This window comes from Metabacillus lacus, assembly GCF_009674805.1.
Taxonomy (GTDB): domain Bacteria; phylum Bacillota; class Bacilli; order Bacillales; family Bacillaceae; genus Metabacillus_C; species Metabacillus_C lacus.
On the sequence record NZ_WKKI01000024.1, the window covers coordinates 18743 to 34978 of the forward strand.

The 16236-nt window shown below is 43.4% G+C and carries 17 protein-coding genes and 2 tRNA genes; all 19 read left to right on the top strand.

Annotation, left to right across the window (positions count from 1 at the left end; genetic code table 11):
* The first annotated feature begins 55 nt into the window (after nucleotides 1-55).
* The 19 genes from purR to GJU40_RS12675 all read left to right on the top strand — a co-directional run bounded on the left by purR (nucleotide 56) and on the right by GJU40_RS12675 (nucleotide 16171).
* Nucleotides 56-895, top strand: coding sequence for a pur operon repressor (gene purR, locus GJU40_RS12585; RefSeq protein WP_154308134.1), 840 nt, complete (start codon nucleotides 56-58; stop codon nucleotides 893-895).
* Nucleotides 892-1272 carry a RidA family protein gene (locus tag GJU40_RS12590; RefSeq protein WP_154308136.1) on the top strand — a complete coding sequence of 127 codons (381 nt, stop codon included), beginning with the start codon at nucleotides 892-894 and terminating at the stop codon, nucleotides 1270-1272. The genes purR and GJU40_RS12590 overlap by 4 nt, the downstream gene beginning before the upstream one ends.
* Before the next feature lie 113 nt (nucleotides 1273-1385).
* The gene (gene spoVG / locus GJU40_RS12595) at nucleotides 1386-1682 is read left to right on the top strand and encodes a septation regulator SpoVG (RefSeq protein WP_154308139.1); all 297 of its coding nucleotides are present in this window, start codon (nucleotides 1386-1388) and stop codon (nucleotides 1680-1682) included.
* A 264-nt stretch (nucleotides 1683-1946) separates the two neighbouring features.
* The gene (gene glmU / locus GJU40_RS12600) at nucleotides 1947-3323 is read left to right on the top strand and encodes a bifunctional UDP-N-acetylglucosamine diphosphorylase/glucosamine-1-phosphate N-acetyltransferase GlmU (protein ID WP_154308140.1); all 1377 of its coding nucleotides are present in this window, start codon (nucleotides 1947-1949) and stop codon (nucleotides 3321-3323) included.
* A 22-nt stretch (nucleotides 3324-3345) separates the two neighbouring features.
* Entirely contained in the window at nucleotides 3346-4299 is a 954-nt protein-coding gene (locus GJU40_RS12605) for a ribose-phosphate diphosphokinase (protein WP_154308142.1), read from the top strand.
* A 103-nt stretch (nucleotides 4300-4402) separates the two neighbouring features.
* Complete coding sequence (locus GJU40_RS12610) at nucleotides 4403-5026, top strand: 50S ribosomal protein L25/general stress protein Ctc (RefSeq protein ID WP_154308143.1); 624 nt, start codon at nucleotides 4403-4405, stop codon at nucleotides 5024-5026.
* 109 nt (nucleotides 5027-5135) lie between these two features.
* Complete coding sequence (pth, locus tag GJU40_RS12615) at nucleotides 5136-5693, top strand: aminoacyl-tRNA hydrolase (RefSeq protein ID WP_154308145.1); 558 nt, start codon at nucleotides 5136-5138, stop codon at nucleotides 5691-5693.
* Between the two features lie 66 nt (nucleotides 5694-5759).
* On the top strand, nucleotides 5760-5990 hold the full coding sequence (gene fin, locus GJU40_RS12620) for an anti-sigma-F factor Fin (protein WP_154308147.1): 231 nt from the start codon (nucleotides 5760-5762) through the stop codon (nucleotides 5988-5990).
* A 100-nt stretch (nucleotides 5991-6090) separates the two neighbouring features.
* Complete coding sequence (mfd, locus tag GJU40_RS12625; RefSeq protein WP_154308149.1) at nucleotides 6091-9618, top strand: transcription-repair coupling factor; 3528 nt, start codon at nucleotides 6091-6093, stop codon at nucleotides 9616-9618.
* A 195-nt stretch (nucleotides 9619-9813) separates the two neighbouring features.
* Nucleotides 9814-10350: a stage V sporulation protein T gene (spoVT, locus tag GJU40_RS12630; protein ID WP_154308151.1), complete on the top strand. Its 537-nt coding sequence runs from the start codon at nucleotides 9814-9816 to the stop codon at nucleotides 10348-10350.
* 131 nt (nucleotides 10351-10481) lie between these two features.
* Complete coding sequence (locus GJU40_RS12635) at nucleotides 10482-12074, top strand: putative polysaccharide biosynthesis protein (RefSeq protein WP_154308153.1); 1593 nt, start codon at nucleotides 10482-10484, stop codon at nucleotides 12072-12074.
* Nucleotides 12075-12080: 6 nt separating this feature from the next.
* Nucleotides 12081-13547: a bifunctional methyltransferase/pyrophosphohydrolase YabN gene (gene yabN / locus GJU40_RS12640; RefSeq protein WP_154308155.1), complete on the top strand. Its 1467-nt coding sequence runs from the start codon at nucleotides 12081-12083 to the stop codon at nucleotides 13545-13547.
* A gap of 11 nt (nucleotides 13548-13558) precedes the next feature.
* Nucleotides 13559-13822: an RNA-binding S4 domain-containing protein gene (locus tag GJU40_RS12645; protein WP_154308157.1), complete on the top strand. Its 264-nt coding sequence runs from the start codon at nucleotides 13559-13561 to the stop codon at nucleotides 13820-13822.
* Between the two features lie 74 nt (nucleotides 13823-13896).
* Nucleotides 13897-14202: a sporulation protein YabP gene (gene yabP, locus GJU40_RS12650; protein WP_154308206.1), complete on the top strand. Its 306-nt coding sequence runs from the start codon at nucleotides 13897-13899 to the stop codon at nucleotides 14200-14202.
* The gene (yabQ, locus tag GJU40_RS12655; RefSeq protein ID WP_154308159.1) at nucleotides 14199-14834 is read left to right on the top strand and encodes a spore cortex biosynthesis protein YabQ; all 636 of its coding nucleotides are present in this window, start codon (nucleotides 14199-14201) and stop codon (nucleotides 14832-14834) included. The genes yabP and yabQ overlap by 4 nt, the downstream gene beginning before the upstream one ends.
* Before the next feature lie 16 nt (nucleotides 14835-14850).
* On the top strand, nucleotides 14851-15222 hold the full coding sequence (locus tag GJU40_RS12660) for an FtsB family cell division protein (RefSeq protein ID WP_154308161.1): 372 nt from the start codon (nucleotides 14851-14853) through the stop codon (nucleotides 15220-15222).
* A gap of 88 nt (nucleotides 15223-15310) precedes the next feature.
* Nucleotides 15311-15763, top strand: coding sequence for a S1 domain-containing RNA-binding protein (locus GJU40_RS12665; protein ID WP_154308163.1), 453 nt, complete (start codon nucleotides 15311-15313; stop codon nucleotides 15761-15763).
* 251 nt (nucleotides 15764-16014) lie between these two features.
* A tRNA-Met gene (locus GJU40_RS12670) sits at nucleotides 16015-16091 on the top strand.
* 8 nt (nucleotides 16092-16099) lie between these two features.
* Nucleotides 16100-16171 (top strand) — tRNA-Glu (locus tag GJU40_RS12675).
* Nucleotides 16172-16236 lie beyond the last annotated feature (65 nt).

Below are 16236 nucleotides of genomic sequence, written 5' to 3' on the forward strand. Positions count from 1 at the left end.
AGACGTATATTAAGTTATATTATCTTTAAAACATTCGGATTTTGGAGGTTATTCCATGAAGTTTAGGCGAAGCGGCAGGTTAGTGGATATGACAAACTATCTATTACAGCACCCGCATGAGCTCGTCCCCTTAACATACTTTTCAGAAAGATATCAGTCGGCAAAGTCATCAATCAGCGAGGATCTAGGGATCATTAAGCAAACCTTTGAATCTCAGGGTATTGGATCATTGAATACGGTGGCTGGAGCCGCAGGCGGAGTAAGATTTGCTCCCGGTGTGAACAAGCAGGATGCTATGGAGGAAATCGGCAGGCTGTGCAGTATCATGGCTAATCCGGACAGGCTTCTCCCCGGAGGCTATCTTTACCTGACGGACATCCTGGGTGATCCTGTACTCGTTAATAGGATTGGCAGACTTTTTGCTGCTGTATTCTCAGATAGAAAAATAGATGTGATTGCCACAGTGGCTACAAAAGGAATTCCGCTTGCATATGCTGCAGCAAATTATTTAAGTGTGCCAGTGGTGATTGTGAGAAGAGACAGCAAAGTGACAGAAGGCTCCACTGTCAGCATTAACTATGTGTCCGGTTCTTCCAAACGGATTCAGACAATGGTGCTGGCGAAGCGAAGCTTAAAAGAAGGCTCAAATGTTCTGATTATAGATGACTTCATGAAAGCAGGCGGAACAATCAACGGTGTTATCAGCCTGCTGGAAGAATTTCAGGCCAACGTGGCTGGAATCGGGGTTCTCGTAGAGTCTGAAGGAGCGGAAGAGCGCCTTGTTGATGAATACATTTCTATGGTAAAACTTACAGATGTGGATACAAAGGAAAAACAAATTCATGTGATTGAAGGAAATTACTTTCAGTTTCTAAAAGAGCAGGGGGAGAAATGATGAAAAAGGTAGAAACAAAAGAGGCACCTCAAGCAATAGGGCCATATTCACAGGGTGTGATAGCGAACAACCTTTTCTACAGTTCCGGCCAGATTCCGTTAACACCCCAGGGCGAAATGGTAACAGGAAGCATCTCTGATCAGACACATCAAGTATTTTCAAACCTTAAGGCTGTATTATCAGCAGCAGGGTCATCATTTGAAGGTGTTATAAAAACAACTGTTTTCCTAAAAGATATGAACGATTTTCAGGAATTCAACGAAGTGTACCAGCAGTACTTTACAACTCATCAGCCTGCCCGTTCATGTGTTGAAGTTGCGCGGCTGCCCAAGGATGCGCTTGTTGAAATTGAATTAATAGCAATCGCTGGTAAATAAATCGGCCTTTTCCCTAATATTTGAAAAAAGTTTTCCGCAATTGCAGGAAAATAAAAACATTAGTTGAATATTTAAACTAAAGTTTTTTCATTTGGGAAAAGGTGGTGAACATAATGGAAGTAACAGACGTAAGATTACGCCGCGTAAACACCGAAGGACGCATGAGAGCAATTGCTTCAATCACGCTGGATCATGAATTTGTCGTTCATGATATCCGTGTTATTGACGGAAATAATGGCTTATTTGTAGCAATGCCAAGCAAAAGAACTCCTGATGGAGAATTCCGCGATATTGCACACCCGATTAATTCGAATACCCGCGGAAAAATTCAAGATGCTGTTTTAGCAGAATATCACCGTTTAGGTGAACTTGAAGAAGTGATGGAATTTGAAGAAGCGGGAGCTTCATAATAATAGAAAAAGAGCTCTGCGGGGGTTACTCTGCAGGGCTTTTTTTTTTGATACATAAGATTCATCAATTAAAAAATAAAATATGATAGGATAAAGCAGAAGCTGTTGTGCTGAAAGGTGCAGAGCTGCAGGAAAAATTTATAAATAGCATTACATTTTAAAGAGGAGATAAATGAAAATCAAGTACTTTTAAGTGTTTCCTTGAAAAAAAACTGATTTTGAGATATATTTTACATGGATAAATAGGGATATGGAGGCCTGTACATGAACAATCGCTATGCAGTCATTTTAGCCGCTGGACAAGGTACCAGAATGAAATCTAAATTATATAAAGTTCTTCATCCTGTTTGTGGAAAACCAATGGTTCAGCACGTAGTAGATGAAGTTTCAAAGCTTGATCTTGAAAAAATCGTGACAGTTGTAGGCCATGGAGCAGAGATTGTAAAGGAACAGCTGGGCAGTGCAAGCGAGTACGCTCTTCAAAGCGAGCAGTTAGGCACAGCACACGCCGTCATGCAGGCTGCGGATTTTCTTGAAGGGCAAGAGGGCACGACGATCGTCATTTGCGGCGACACGCCTCTGATTACTTCAGACACGATGAAAGAACTGCTAAGCCATCATGCTGAGACAGGGGCTATGGCAACGATTCTGACAGCCAAAGCTGAAGATCCTGCTGGATACGGCAGGGTAGTGAGAAACAGCGAAGGCCATGTCGAAAAAATTGTTGAGCATAAAGACGCAAGTACAGAAGAGCATAAGATTGATGAAATTAATACAGGTACATATTGCTTTGACAATAAACAGTTATTTGATGCCTTAAAAAATGTATCCAATGAGAATGTTCAGGGTGAGTACTACCTTCCGGATGTAATTGAAATCCTGAAAAATGGCGGAGAAATCGTATCTGCTTATCAGACGCCTCTTTTTGAGGAAACACTCGGTGTAAATGACCGTTTAGCACTGTCTCAGGCAGAAAAAACGATGAGAAAGAGAATTAATGCAGGGCACATGAAAAATGGCGTAACCCTCATTGATCCCGAGCAGACTTACATTTCATCTGACGCGGTTATTGGAAGGGATACTGTCATCTATCCGGGGACTGTTCTGGAAGGAAAGGTTTCCATTGGGGAAGACTGTATCATTGGATCAGGCACAGAAATAAAAGACAGCAGTATCGGCAGCATGACAGCCGTCAAACAATCTGTTGTACACGACAGTGAAATTGGAAATAATGTAGCTATCGGACCATTTGCACATATCCGCCCGCTTTCCAGCATTTCTGATGATGTGAAAATCGGCAATTTTGTGGAAGTGAAAAAATCGACTATGGGTACAGGCAGCAAAGCATCCCACTTGAGCTACATCGGCGATGCAGAAATTGGTTCAGACGTAAACCTGGGCTGCGGATCTATCACGGTTAATTATGATGGAAAAAACAAACATCTTACCAAAGTAGGAGACGGAGCTTTCATAGGATGCAACTCAAATCTTGTGGCACCTGTCACAATTGGCGAGGGTGCATACGTTGCTGCAGGTTCCACAATTGTGGAAGATGTTCCAGGCAAAGCTTTGTCTATTGCCAGAGCAAGGCAAGTAACAAAAGAAGATTATGTAGACCGGTTAAACTTAAATAAAAAATAGTTATGTGGAGGGCCCTTACAAAATGGCTAATCGTTATGGTGATTCAAATCTGAAAATCTTTTCTCTAAATTCCAATCCCGGCCTCGCTAAAGAAATTGCTGATGTGGTGGGAGTGGACCTCGGGAAATGCTCTGTCACAAGGTTCAGTGACGGTGAGATCCAAATTAATATAGAGGAAAGCATCCGCGGCTGCGATGTGTTTATTATTCAGTCTACAAGCGGCCCGGTAAATGAGCATCTGATGGAACTGTTGATCATGATCGATGCTTTAAAGAGAGCCTCTGCCAAAACCATCAATATCGTGATGCCTTATTACGGATATGCCCGCCAGGACAGGAAAGCAAGAGCGCGCGAACCGATTACAGCAAAACTGGTTGCAAATCTTCTTGAGACAGCCGGAGCACAGCGTGTCATCACTCTTGATCTGCATGCCCCTCAAATACAGGGCTTCTTTGATATCCTGATTGACCATCTAATGGGTGTGCCAATCCTTGCAGACTACTTTGGAGAAAAAAATCTGGATGACATCGTAATTGTTTCTCCAGATCACGGTGGAGTAACAAGAGCGCGAAAGCTGGCAGACAGGCTGAAAGCGCCTATTGCTATTATTGATAAGCGCAGACCGCGCCCGAATGTAGCAGAGGTAATGAACATCGTCGGTAATATTGAAGGAAAAACTGCTATTTTGATTGATGATATTATTGACACTGCCGGAACAATTTCTCTTGCTGCAAATGCATTGATTGATAACGGGGCACGTGAAGTTTATGCCTGCTGTTCTCATCCTGTTCTCTCAGGGCCGGCAATTGACCGAATTCAAAACTCTATGATCAAGGAACTGGTTGTAACCAATTCAATCATTCTTGCAGAGGAAAAGAAAATTGATAAAATCAAGCAGCTTTCTGTTGCACCGTTAATTGGGGAAGCGATTATTCGTGTGCACGAAGAGCAGTCTGTCAGCACCCTGTTCGATTAATAAAAGTTTACAGCCTGCCTCTGCTTTTGTGCTGTGACGTTTAGATCACCTATGATATGGGGAATTATGAGAGAGAGTAACTTTAACATAGGATGGTGTTATTATGGCAGTTACAATTAAAGCTAAAGGCAGAAATGAATTTACCAGCTCAGCTAAACGTGAGATTAGAGAACAGGGTCTGGTGCCGGCTGTGATCTACGGTAAAAAAGTTGACAGTCAATCTATTGCTGTAGATAGTATCGAGCTTCTTAAAACGTTGAGAGACGAAGGCAGAAATGCAATACTTCATATCGAGGTAGACGGGAAAACACATCCTGTCATGATGACTGATATGCAGAGAGATCCTTTAAAAAATGAATTGGTCCACGCAGACTTTCTAGTGGTTGACATGGGAGCCGAAACTGAGGTAACAGTACCAGTTAACCTGACAGGAGACGCTCAAGGTGTCAAAGATGGAGGTGTTCTGCAGCAGGCCATTCATGAACTTTCTGTGAAAGCAAAGCCTGCTGATATCCCGCAAACCATTGATGTTGACATCACTTCTCTTGATGTAAATGAAACAATTACTGTAAAAGATGTAAAAGTTACAGGGAATTACTCCATTACACAGGAAGAAGATGAGGTAATTGCATCCATTCTTCCTCCAAGACAGGAAGAGGAGATCGATTCAGGTGAAGAACAGGAACCAGGCCAGCCTGAAAATGAGGAAGGCCGGGAAGAAGCATAAATAGATACAGGGCGTAACCGTCAGCGGTTACGTCTTTTCTGCTAAATAAAAGTTTCAGCTTCTGCTCAGCAGGACGGGGGAAGCATATTTGCTATTGGAGGACTATTGAATGAAATTAATTGTAGGGCTTGGCAACCCTGGCAAACAATATGAATCAACAAGACATAATGTAGGCTTTTTGGTCATTGACGAGCTGTCAAAGCAGCTCCATATTCCACTTGATAAATCCAAGTTTAATGGTATCTACGGCATTGGCAATATTGCTGGAGAAAAGGTCATTCTGGCAAAGCCATTAACCTATATGAATCTGTCGGGAGAGTGTGTACGCCCCCTTATGGATTATTACCAAATCAGCACAGAAGACCTGGCAGTCATTTATGATGATTTGGATTTGCCTGCAGGCAGGCTCCGCCTCCGTACAAAAGGGAGCGCAGGAGGCCACAATGGAATTAAGTCGCTGATTCAGCATTTGCAGACGCAGGAGTTTAAGCGGATTCGAATCGGCATAGACAGGCCGCCTGCAGGAATGAAGGTGCCTGATTACGTTCTCGGAAGGTTTCAAGGCGAGGATATCGAATCTATAGAGGAAGTAATTAAAAAGTCAGCCTCTGCATGCGAGGAATGGATTCAAAAACCGTTTCTGACAGTGATGAATGAGTATAATTGACTCAGATAAAGTATAAAAATGCCTGCAAGGGGCCATACTGTAAAAAAACCTTGCAGGAGGACTTTTATGGCACTGCATTATCACTGCCGCCACTGCGGTGTAAAGGTAGGCACACTACAGCAGTCTGCGGTTCACAGCGAAGAACTGGGCTTGCACCAGCTCTCTCCACAGGAACGGCAGGAAATGGTCTCTTATTCTGATGACGGGCACATTCATATTCAAACAATATGTGAGGACTGCCAGGAGGCATTAGAAAGAAATCCGGATTTGCACCAACATGAAAAATTCATACATTAAACTGCTTTGGCCGGTGAACCAAAGCATTTTTCAATGTGCTGCTTTTTAACATGATAGAAAACAGAGAAAAAGTGTTTTTATAGAGAAGGGAGGGTTCAGCTTGAGAAGTTTGAAAAACTATTTTCATTCAAATGATGATTTTCAGACGGTGGTAACCGGCATTAAAGAAGGTCTTTCAGAACAGCTTGTAGCCGGACTGTCCGGTTCAGCAAGAACTGTTTTTGCGGGAGCCCTGTACAAAGATATTAACAAACCGATACTGGTCGTCACTCATAACCTTTATCAGGCGCAAAAGGTATACGAAGACCTGAGCAGCCTGCTTGGTGAAAAGGTTTATCTTTATCCTGTGAATGAGCTGATATCTTCTGAGATCGCAATTGCCAGCCCTGAATTGAAGGCTCAGCGAGTTGAAGTGCTGAATGCACTGATCGGCAATGAAAACCTGGTGGTAGTTACACCTATTGCTGCATTGAGAAGAATACTTCCTCCAAAGGAGCTTTGGCAAAGCAGCAAGCGGAGAATACAAACAGGAGACGACCTGGATCATGAGGAGTTTGCCCTCTGGCTGATTTCCACAGGCTATGTTCGGACAGATATGGTTGCTTCTCCTGGCGAATTCAGTATTAGAGGCGGTATTATCGATATTTATCCTCTCACTGAGGAATATCCCATAAGAATTGAACTGTTTGATGTTGAAATTGATTCTATCAGGCAATTCGACAGCGAGGATCAGCGATCAATACAAATGCTGAAAGAGATAGAAATCGGACCTGCCGAAGAGCTTCTTGTCCAGCCTTCACATGTGGAAAGGGGTATTGAAGAACTGGAAAAGGGCCTCTCAAGGTCACTGAAGAAATTAAAGGATGAAAAACAAAAAGAGATTCTCCTTGAAAATATAAAAGAAGAAATAGACCTTCTTGAAAATGGCCAAATCACCCAAAGCATGTTTAAATATCTTTCGTTTTTCTATGAGAGCTCTGCTAGTTTGCTAGATTATTTCCCTCGGGAAACGCTTGTGCTGATTGACGAAGTAAGCCGGGTGCTCGAGGTGAATGAACAGCTTGAAAGGGAAGAAGCTGACTGGTATGTAAGCTTGCTGGAGGATGGAAAAATTGTACACGATGTAAAGCTTTCAAACAAGTATTCAGATGTGATCTCCAGAAAGAAGCATTCAATTCTCTACCTGTCTTTATTTTTAAGGCATGTACCGCACACCAGTCCGGAAAACATTTTGAATATATCCTGTAAGCAGATGCAGAATTTTCATGGGCAGATGCATGTGCTGAAAGGAGAAGCAGAACGCTGGAAAAAGGCCAAAACTGCTGTCGTTTTCCTCGGAGCCAATAAAGACAGGGTAAAAAAGCTGGAACAGGTACTGAACGACTATGAAATCACCGCAAGCTATATCAAGCCTGGAGAACAGCTTACTCCGGGTAAGCTTCACATTATGGAAGGTGACCTTCAGACAGGATTTGAGCTGCCGCTGCAGCACCTTGCTGTGATCACCGAAGAAGAACTGTTCAGAAAGCGTGTAAAAAAACAGCCGCGAAAGCAAAAGCTTACAAATGCTGAAAGAATAAAAAGCTATTCAGAGCTTGAAGTAGGGGATTATGTTGTCCATATTAACCATGGAATCGGGAAATATCTCGGAATTGAAACCCTTGAAATAAACGGCATTCATAAGGATTACCTTAACATCCGTTATCATGGAGACGACAAGCTGTACGTTCCTGTCGAACAAATTGACCAGGTTCAGAAATACGTAGGCTCAGAAGGAAAAGAGCCGAAAATCTACAAGCTGGGCGGAAGTGACTGGAAAAGGGTTAAGAAGAAGGTTGAATCTTCTGTACAGGATATTGCCGATGACCTGATCAAGCTGTACGCAGAGCGCGAGGCGAGCGTGGGTTATGGCTTTTCTCCTGATGGTGAAATGCAGAGAGAATTTGAATCAGCGTTTCCATATCAGGAAACAGAAGATCAGCTTCGATCCATTCATGAAATTAAAAAGGATATGGAAAGAGGCCGCCCTATGGACAGGCTTCTGTGCGGTGATGTAGGCTATGGTAAAACAGAAGTAGCAATCAGGGCCGCCTTTAAGGCAATCGCCGATGGAAAACAAGCGGCTCTCCTGGTTCCGACCACCATTCTGGCACAGCAGCATTTTGAAACGATCAGGGAAAGATATCAGGAGTATCCAATCAATATTGGCCTGCTCAGCCGATTTCGTTCCCGAAAAGAAATCAATGAAACAGTTAAAGGTCTGAAAGAAGGCACGGTGGACATTGTAATCGGTACCCACAGGCTTTTGTCAAAAGACATCATTTACAAGGATCTGGGCCTGCTGATCATCGATGAAGAACAAAGATTCGGAGTGACCCATAAGGAAAAAATTAAACAAATGAAAGCGAATGTAGACGTGCTTACACTGACTGCAACACCTATTCCGCGGACACTGCATATGTCCATGCTGGGGGTAAGAGATTTGTCAGTCATCGAAACGCCGCCAGAAAACAGGTTCCCTGTTCAGACATATGTTGCTGAATATAATGGCGGACTGGTAAAAGAAGCAATTGAGCGTGAGCTGTCCAGAGGCGGGCAAATCTACTTCCTGTACAACCGGGTAGAAGATATTGACCGGAAAGCACAGGAGATTTCTTCGTTGGTTCCTGATGCCAGGGTAACGTATGCACATGGGAAGATGACGGAGAATGAGCTTGAATCTGTTATGCTGAATTTCCTGGAGGGCCAGTCTGATGTTTTGGTCAGCACCACCATTATAGAAACGGGCGTCGATATTCCCAATGTAAATACTCTGATTGTCCATGATGCGGATAAAATGGGACTTTCCCAGCTGTACCAGCTCAGAGGGCGTGTCGGGCGTTCCAACCGTGTCGCATATGCTTATTTTACTTACCGGAAAGACAAAGTCTTAACAGAAGTAGCAGAAAGGCGCCTTCAAGCCATTAAAGAATTCACAGAGCTTGGTTCAGGCTTTAAGATTGCAATGAGAGATTTGTCTATCAGGGGAGCAGGAAACCTGCTCGGTGCACAGCAGCATGGATTTATTGATTCTGTCGGGTTTGATCTTTACTCTCAGATGCTGAAAGAAGCGATTGAAGAGAGAAAGCCGGATGCTCCTAAGGAAAAGCCGTTTGAAGTGGAGCTTGACTTGGAGATTGATGCATACCTGCCTGAATCCTACATTTCTGACGGCAGGCAGAAAATTGATATGTACAAACGCTTTAAACATATATCTTCCTTAAAGGAAATTGAAGAGCTTCAGGAAGAAATGGTCGACCGTTTCGGTGATTATCCGGCAGAGGCAGGCGCATTGTTTAAGGCAGCTGAAATGAAAGTGTATGCCGTTCAGGAACGGATTGAAACGATCAAGCAGGAAAAAGAGCAGGTGAACCTGCTGGTATCAGAAGAATACAGCAATCGTATCGACGGACATAAACTCTTCCAATTCTCAACTAAATATGGCAGAAAAGTAGGTCTTGGAATGGACGGGAAGAGACTTAAGATTACTGTGCAAATCAAGAAGAGCCAGCAAGATGAATGGGTAGGAACCGTATTGGATCTGCTTCAAAATTTATATAAAGTAAAAAAAGAAGAATTTGCCCATTAAGGGTTTGCTGCAAGGCCTCATTGGCTATGCTGTTAAGGGATATTTACTCTTCATCGGAAAAATTCACAAACACTGCGTATAGAAACAGTGTTGTGTTAGATACTAGGTTTAACATTGGTGATTGTTGCAAGTTTATGGCAATGTCTGCAGCAAACATCAACAACAAATCATCCGATGAAAGAGAGGCACCACTAGATGAAAGCAACTGGAATAGTTCGTCGCATTGATGATTTAGGGCGTGTGGTCATCCCAAAAGAAATCAGGAGGACACTGCGCATCCGTGAAGGAGATCCTTTAGAAATATTCGTAGATCGCGACGGTGAAGTAATCCTGAAAAAATACTCGCCAATCAGTGAACTGGGCGATTTTGCAAAAGAATACGCAGATGCTTTGTATGACAGCCTGGGCCATCCAGTACTGATCTGTGACAGAGATACATTTATAGCTGTTTCAGGAGGCTCGAAAAAAGAGTACATGAATAAGAGCATCAGTGATGTGATTGAAAAAGCCATGGAAGAACGTTCCTCCGTTCTTGAAACGACCGGCGGAGATGTTCAGCTGGCTGAAGGATTGACAGAGGAGCTGAAATCTTATACTGTAGGGCCGATTGTTGCCAACGGCGATCCGATTGGTGCAGTAGTGATTTCTTCCAAAGAGTCAGTGCTTAGCGAAGTGGAACACAAAGCAGTAGAAACAGCTGCGGGCTTTCTTGCCAGACAAATGGAACATTAAGACTGGTTTTCATACTTTTATACTCTGCAAAAGGGGCAGCACTCGCTGTCCTTTTTCATTTTTACAAATGCAGCGGAAGCAGTGTGATATAATTAGGTGCGTTATGTTCAATGATGGAGGGAGAAAGTAAGATGTGCAGCCAAACGGCCAAGAAAAGAAGCCTCGTGTGGCAGGGGGCCTTTGTTCTAACATTAGCAGGTCTGATTACAAAAGTATTAAGTGCTGCTTATCGCGTTCCCTATCAGAATATAGTAGGAGACATAGGTTTTTATATTTATCAGCAGGTATATCCGTTCTACGGTATAGCGATTATGCTCGCTACGTCAGGGTTTCCTGTAATTGTTTCTAAATTGATTGCAGAACACGGACAGGAAGAAAACCGTGTAAATATGGCCAAAATTATGAAAATCTGCTGGCTTTATTTCGGTAGTATTGGACTGTTCTTTTTTGTTTGCCTGAATATAGGAGCCTCCTATATTGCAGATTTTATGGGAGACAGCCAGCTGGCTCCGTTGATCAGGGTTGTGTCATTTTCATTTTTACTGCTTCCGTTTATTTCCATGCTGAGAGGCTACTTTCAAGGAATACATAATATGATGCCTACAGCTGTTTCACAGGTAACAGAACAAAGCATCAGAGTGATTACCATCATCTTTCTTTCCTATCTGATGCTGTCGCTCGGCTATGATTTATATCAGGCTGGTTCAGGTGCCTTGATCGGTTCATTGACAGGCGGTGTTGCAGCGGCAGGTGTTCTTTTGGTTTACTGGGTGAGAAACCGCAGAATCCAAGATGATCTTCAGGGACAGGCAACCGTCGGAGGCAGACAGATACTAAAGGAATTATTCATATACAGCTTCACCATTTGTTTAAGCAGCCTTCTTCTTATTCTATTTCAGCTGGTCGATGCGATGAATTTGTACTCTCTTCTCGTATCAAACGGTATGGAAGAAACAGCAGCTAAACAGCTTAAAGGGGTCTATGACAGGGGGCAGCCCCTGATACAGCTTGGAACAGTAGCAGCGACATCCATTTCATTGTCACTGGTTCCGCTGATTTCCACAGCAAAAAAGAGAAACGACCATAAATGGCTGGAAGATAAAATCAACCTTGCCCTAAAAGCGTGCCTCGTGGTTGGAGCAGGAGCTACAGTGGGCCTGCTGGCCATCGTGAAGCAAACCAATATCATGCTGTTTAGAAATGAGCTTGGATCTGACATACTGGCTATTTTAAGCGTATCAATTCTGTTCACGTCCCTCGCAGTTACAATTGCGGCTGTTTTACAGGGTCTGAATCAAACAATTTATCCCGCACTTGCAGTCCTGGCGGGTGCGATTGTGAAAATTGTCCTGAATATCCTGCTGATTCCTGCCTATCAGACTACAGGTGCGGCCGTATCATCCGTTGCAGCTTTTGCTGTTGTTGCAGTCCTCAATATTGTTTTTTTGAGAAAACAGCAGTTCAGGTTTAAAGATTACAGAGGATTATCGAAAATTATTCTCTCAGCGGGAATATTGTATGGAGCACTTCAGCTTTATATAATTGTTTTTGACATGATAACAGGAGAGTTTTCACGGACACTGACAACGATTGAAGCACTGAGCGCTGTATGTGTCGGAGGGATTGTATACGTGGCGGCTGTATTAAAAACAAATGTCTTCACCCGTGAGGAACTGGATGTAGTCCCTATGGGAAGCAGATTAAAATCCTTAGGAAAGGGGTAAAAAGCAATGGGTAAAATAACTGTCATTGGCTTGGGTGCAGGTGATCTTGATCAGCTGCCGTACGGCATCTATAACACCTTGCTTTCAGCTGAGCATCTTTATTTGAGAACAGAAAAACACCCAGTCGTTGAAGAGCTGAAGCAGCAAATGGGAAAATTTCAGACATTTGATGCTGTATATGAAAAGCACAGCGGCTTTCCGGAAGTATATCAAGAAATAAAAGAGATCCTTCTACTTGCTGCAGAAGAAAACAATGTAGTATATGCAGTGCCGGGACATCCTCTTATTGCAGAGCAGAGTGTACAGCTTCTGCTGCACGAGGAAAACCCTTCTATTGAAGTGGAAATTGCCGGAGGGCAGAGCTTTCTTGATGCAAGCTTTACAGCCTTGAAAATCGATCCGGTGGAAGGATTTCAACTGCTGGATGCCATGTCATTTTCTTCTGGAGAACTTAATCTGCGCAGCCATATTCTGATTTGCCAGGTATACGATCAGATGGTCGCTTCCGAAGTAAAGCTGACACTGATGGAACAGCTGCCTGATGAATACGAGGTTGTGATTGTAACTGCTGCAGGCAGCAGCGGAGAAGTGCTTCAAAGAGTGCCGCTCTATGAGCTGGACCGAGCTGCCGGCGTCAATAATTTAACTAGTGTGTATGTGCCCCCTGTAAAGGACGAAAGCCTTCTATATCATAAGTTTGACTCATTCAGGGAGATTGTTGCCGAGCTAAGGGGACCTGACGGCTGTCCATGGGATAAAGAACAGACTCATGAAAGCCTGAAAAAATATATGATTGAGGAATGCTATGAGGTGCTTGAGGCCATTGATGAGGAAGACGAGGAGCACCTCGCTGAAGAGCTTGGCGACGTTTTGCTTCAGGTGGTTCTGCATGCACAAATAGGCGAGGACAACGGCATGTTCTCCATAGAAGATGTGATCAGGACTGTCTCGGAGAAGATGATCAGGCGGCATCCCCATGTTTTTCATGGAACAGAGGTGGAGAGCAGCGAAGAAGCTCTGAGCAACTGGGATGAAATAAAAAAACAAGAGAAGCGGGATAAAGGTCAGACAGAATCCCTTCTTTCCAGTGTAGCAGCGTCGCTTCCTGCCCTTTCCAAGGCATATCATCTGCAGAAAAAGGCTGCTAAAGCAGGCTTTGACTGGCCTGAAGCGGCTCCCATCTGGAGTAAGGTAGAGGAAGAGCTGAATGAATTCCGGGAAGAGATCGAAAAGCCTGATGGCAGTCCCCGCCGTGCAAAGAAAGAGTTTGGGGACATTCTGTTTTCTTTGGTTAACATGGCGAGATACTATAAAATTGAACCCGAAGAAGCACTGCTTTCTGCAAACCAGATATTTTCCAAAAGATTCTCTTATATAGAAGAACAGGCAGCTGTAACCCGCAGGAAGCTGGAAGATATGACACTTCAGGAAATGGACGAATTATGGGAGAAAGCGAAAACATTTGAGCAATAGGAGAGACTGACATGAGACTGGATAAATTTCTTAAGGTGTCACGTTTAATCAAAAGGCGGACGCTGGCAAAAGAGGTAGCCGAACAGGGAAGAATCTCCATTAATGGTGTGGAGGCAAAAGCAAGTACAAATGTAAAGGAAGGCGACGAACTGGCAGTGAGATTCGGCCAGAAAATCGTTCGCGTGAAAGTGGATCAGCTGAAAGAAACAACCAGAAAAGAAGAAGCCGGGGAAATGTATACCCTTTTAGGCGAAGAAAGAATTCCGGAGAACTAGGGCTTGTTCTAAATGCCCTCCGCAAATCATAGAGTGATAATAGAAATCTCTATAATGAATGCGGGGGATCAATGTTGAGCCAATACTACGATCAGCAATCAGGCAGCAAGGTGAGCGGGCCGGAACATGACATTATCATGAGGAGCAGAAAGCTTCTGGAGATTACCGGAGTGAAGCAGGTGGAAAGCTTTGATAATGAAGAGTTTCTGCTTGATACAGTAATGGGAGGCCTTGCCATTAGGGGCCAGAATCTTCAGATGAAAAATTTGGATGTTGAAAAAGGCATTGTCTCTATTAAAGGCCGGATTTTTGATATGGTGTACCTAGATGAACAATCCGGGGAGAAAGCTAAAGGACTCTTTGGCAAGCTCTTCAAATGACGCTGACAACACAGTTTTACACCATGCTCGCCATGATCGGGATGGGCAGCTGGCTAGGGGCGGCCCTGGATATGTACGGCCGCTTTTTACAGCGGCCCAAACGTGCGAGATGGTTTGTTTTTCTGAATGATATTATGTTCTGGGTCCTGCAGGGCCTCGCCTTTTTCTATGTGCTGCTTCTGGTAAATGAAGGAGAATTGCGTATTTATCTGTTTCTTGCTATCCTTTGTGGGTATGCAGCTTACAGAAGCTTAATTCAAACGCTGTTCCTGAAAATTCTTGATTTTGCCATAAGAGTGTTTGTCTTGCTATACAGAGGTGTCATCAATCTGGGGCAGCTTGTGATATTAAAGCCGGTCCTTGGTCTTTTTCAGCTTGCTTTAGCCATCGTAACAGGCATAGCGGGAATGCTGCTGAAACTTGCAAGAGGCCTGCTGCTTTTTATATATTCTATAGTGAAGATCTTATTGCTTCCGTTCAAATGGATGATGATGCTCTTATGGAACTTTGTTCCAGGGTTTCTAAAAAAATATATTTTGCGAACCCTTTCATTTTGTGCAGGATTTCTTAAGCGGAGAAAGAATATGTTTGTTAGATTATGGTCGTGGACAAAACAGTTCTTGAAGAAATGAGGAGGACCGTTTAGACATGCAGGAAAAGGAAAAAAAAGTAACCCAGCTACAGTCTCAGTACATCCAGCAGCAGGAGAGAAGAGACCAGATATTGAAGAAACGGAAAAAAGGCCTGATCAGAAGGCTGACAGTTTTTGGGATATTTGTTATACTGACAACTGGTGTAATGGCTTCCACACTCTTTTCCCAGTCAAGTGCTATTGACAAAAAGGTGAAAGAGAAGGAAAATTTAGAGCAGCAGCTTGCTGAGCTTGAACGGGAGCAAAAGCTCCTGGAAGAGGAAGTTGTGAAATTAAATGATGATGAGTATATTGCAAAAATTGCTCGTCGGGATTATTTTTTGTCGGACAAGAATGAAATTATCTTTAAAGTTTCCGATGAAGAGTAGGGTTTATTGACACTCGATTTTTCGATTATGTATAATTGAGTAAATGAGTTAACTTTTGTTTTTAAGTTTAAGGAGGAGCATTTTTTTTATGTCGATAGAAGTTGGCAGCAAGTTAAAGGGTAAGGTTACTGGGATTACAAATTTCGGGGCATTCGTGGAACTTCCCGGTGGCTCAACAGGCCTTGTTCACATTAGTGAGGTAGCCGATAATTATGTTAAGGATATTAACGATCACTTAACAGTTGGTGACGAAGTAGAAGTAAAAGTAATTAATGTAGAAAAGGATGGAAAAATAGGCCTTTCTATTAAGAAAGCTATTGACCGCCCGGATCGTCCACAGCGCCCAGACAGACCTTCCCGCCCTGACCGCCGTACTGACAGGCCTCAGCGTGGAGGAGGAGGCGGAAGAAACGAAGTACGCCCGAAAGAGAGCTTTGAGCAAAAAATGAATAAATTTTTGAAAGACAGCGAAGATCGTTTATCTTCCCTAAAGCGCAACACTGAGTCCAAGCGCGGAGGCAGAGGAGCAAAAAGAGGGTAATTTGCTGCTGAATCATAATATGAAAGCACTTGTGCAAGCAGGTGCTTTTTTTATTATATGGATCAATAAAAGAAATTGAGATGAAAGTTCAGCGTCTGCATGATGATCGTGTATATTCCATACTATGTAAATAGCAGTCTCCGCTCTTCACTGGGGCTTTTTTAAAAACAGATATTTTTTTAAAAAGATATTGACGAATGTTGAAGTTCTTTGTATTATATAACTTGTGCTTATAAAAGTATTGTATAGATGGCGGTGTAGCTCAGCTGGCTAGAGCGTACGGTTCATACCCGTGAGGTCGGGGGTTCGATCCCCTCCGCCGCTACCATCTTTTACGGCCCGTTGGTCAAGCGGTTAAGACACCGCCCTTTCACGGCGGTAACACGGGTTCGAATCCCGTACGGGTCATCCAGGAAAAAACCAGTCATCATTTGGCTGGTTTTTTTATTATACATTTCAGCAAGTCCTCACCC

Bases quoted from the DNA above. Each gene is read 5' to 3' on its own strand.
- GJU40_RS12660 (WP_154308161.1), top strand. From the start codon at position 14,851: ATGCAGGAAAAGGAAAAAAAAGTAACCCAGCTACAGTCTCAGTACATC.
- GJU40_RS12590 (WP_154308136.1), top strand. From the start codon at position 892: ATGATGAAAAAGGTAGAAACAAAAGAGGCACCTCAAGCAATAGGGCCA.
- yabN (WP_154308155.1), top strand. From the start codon at position 12,081: ATGGGTAAAATAACTGTCATTGGCTTGGGTGCAGGTGATCTTGATCAG.
- GJU40_RS12645 (WP_154308157.1), top strand. From the start codon at position 13,559: ATGAGACTGGATAAATTTCTTAAGGTGTCACGTTTAATCAAAAGGCGG.
- fin (WP_154308147.1), top strand. From the start codon at position 5,760: ATGGCACTGCATTATCACTGCCGCCACTGCGGTGTAAAGGTAGGCACA.
- GJU40_RS12635 (WP_154308153.1), top strand. From the start codon at position 10,482: ATGTGCAGCCAAACGGCCAAGAAAAGAAGCCTCGTGTGGCAGGGGGCC.
- pth (WP_154308145.1), top strand. From the start codon at position 5,136: ATGAAATTAATTGTAGGGCTTGGCAACCCTGGCAAACAATATGAATCA.
- yabQ (WP_154308159.1), top strand. From the start codon at position 14,199: ATGACGCTGACAACACAGTTTTACACCATGCTCGCCATGATCGGGATG.
- purR (WP_154308134.1), top strand. From the start codon at position 56: ATGAAGTTTAGGCGAAGCGGCAGGTTAGTGGATATGACAAACTATCTA.
- GJU40_RS12665 (WP_154308163.1), top strand. From the start codon at position 15,311: ATGTCGATAGAAGTTGGCAGCAAGTTAAAGGGTAAGGTTACTGGGATT.
- GJU40_RS12605 (WP_154308142.1), top strand. From the start codon at position 3,346: ATGGCTAATCGTTATGGTGATTCAAATCTGAAAATCTTTTCTCTAAAT.
- glmU (WP_154308140.1), top strand. From the start codon at position 1,947: ATGAACAATCGCTATGCAGTCATTTTAGCCGCTGGACAAGGTACCAGA.
- GJU40_RS12610 (WP_154308143.1), top strand. From the start codon at position 4,403: ATGGCAGTTACAATTAAAGCTAAAGGCAGAAATGAATTTACCAGCTCA.
- spoVT (WP_154308151.1), top strand. From the start codon at position 9,814: ATGAAAGCAACTGGAATAGTTCGTCGCATTGATGATTTAGGGCGTGTG.
- spoVG (WP_154308139.1), top strand. From the start codon at position 1,386: ATGGAAGTAACAGACGTAAGATTACGCCGCGTAAACACCGAAGGACGC.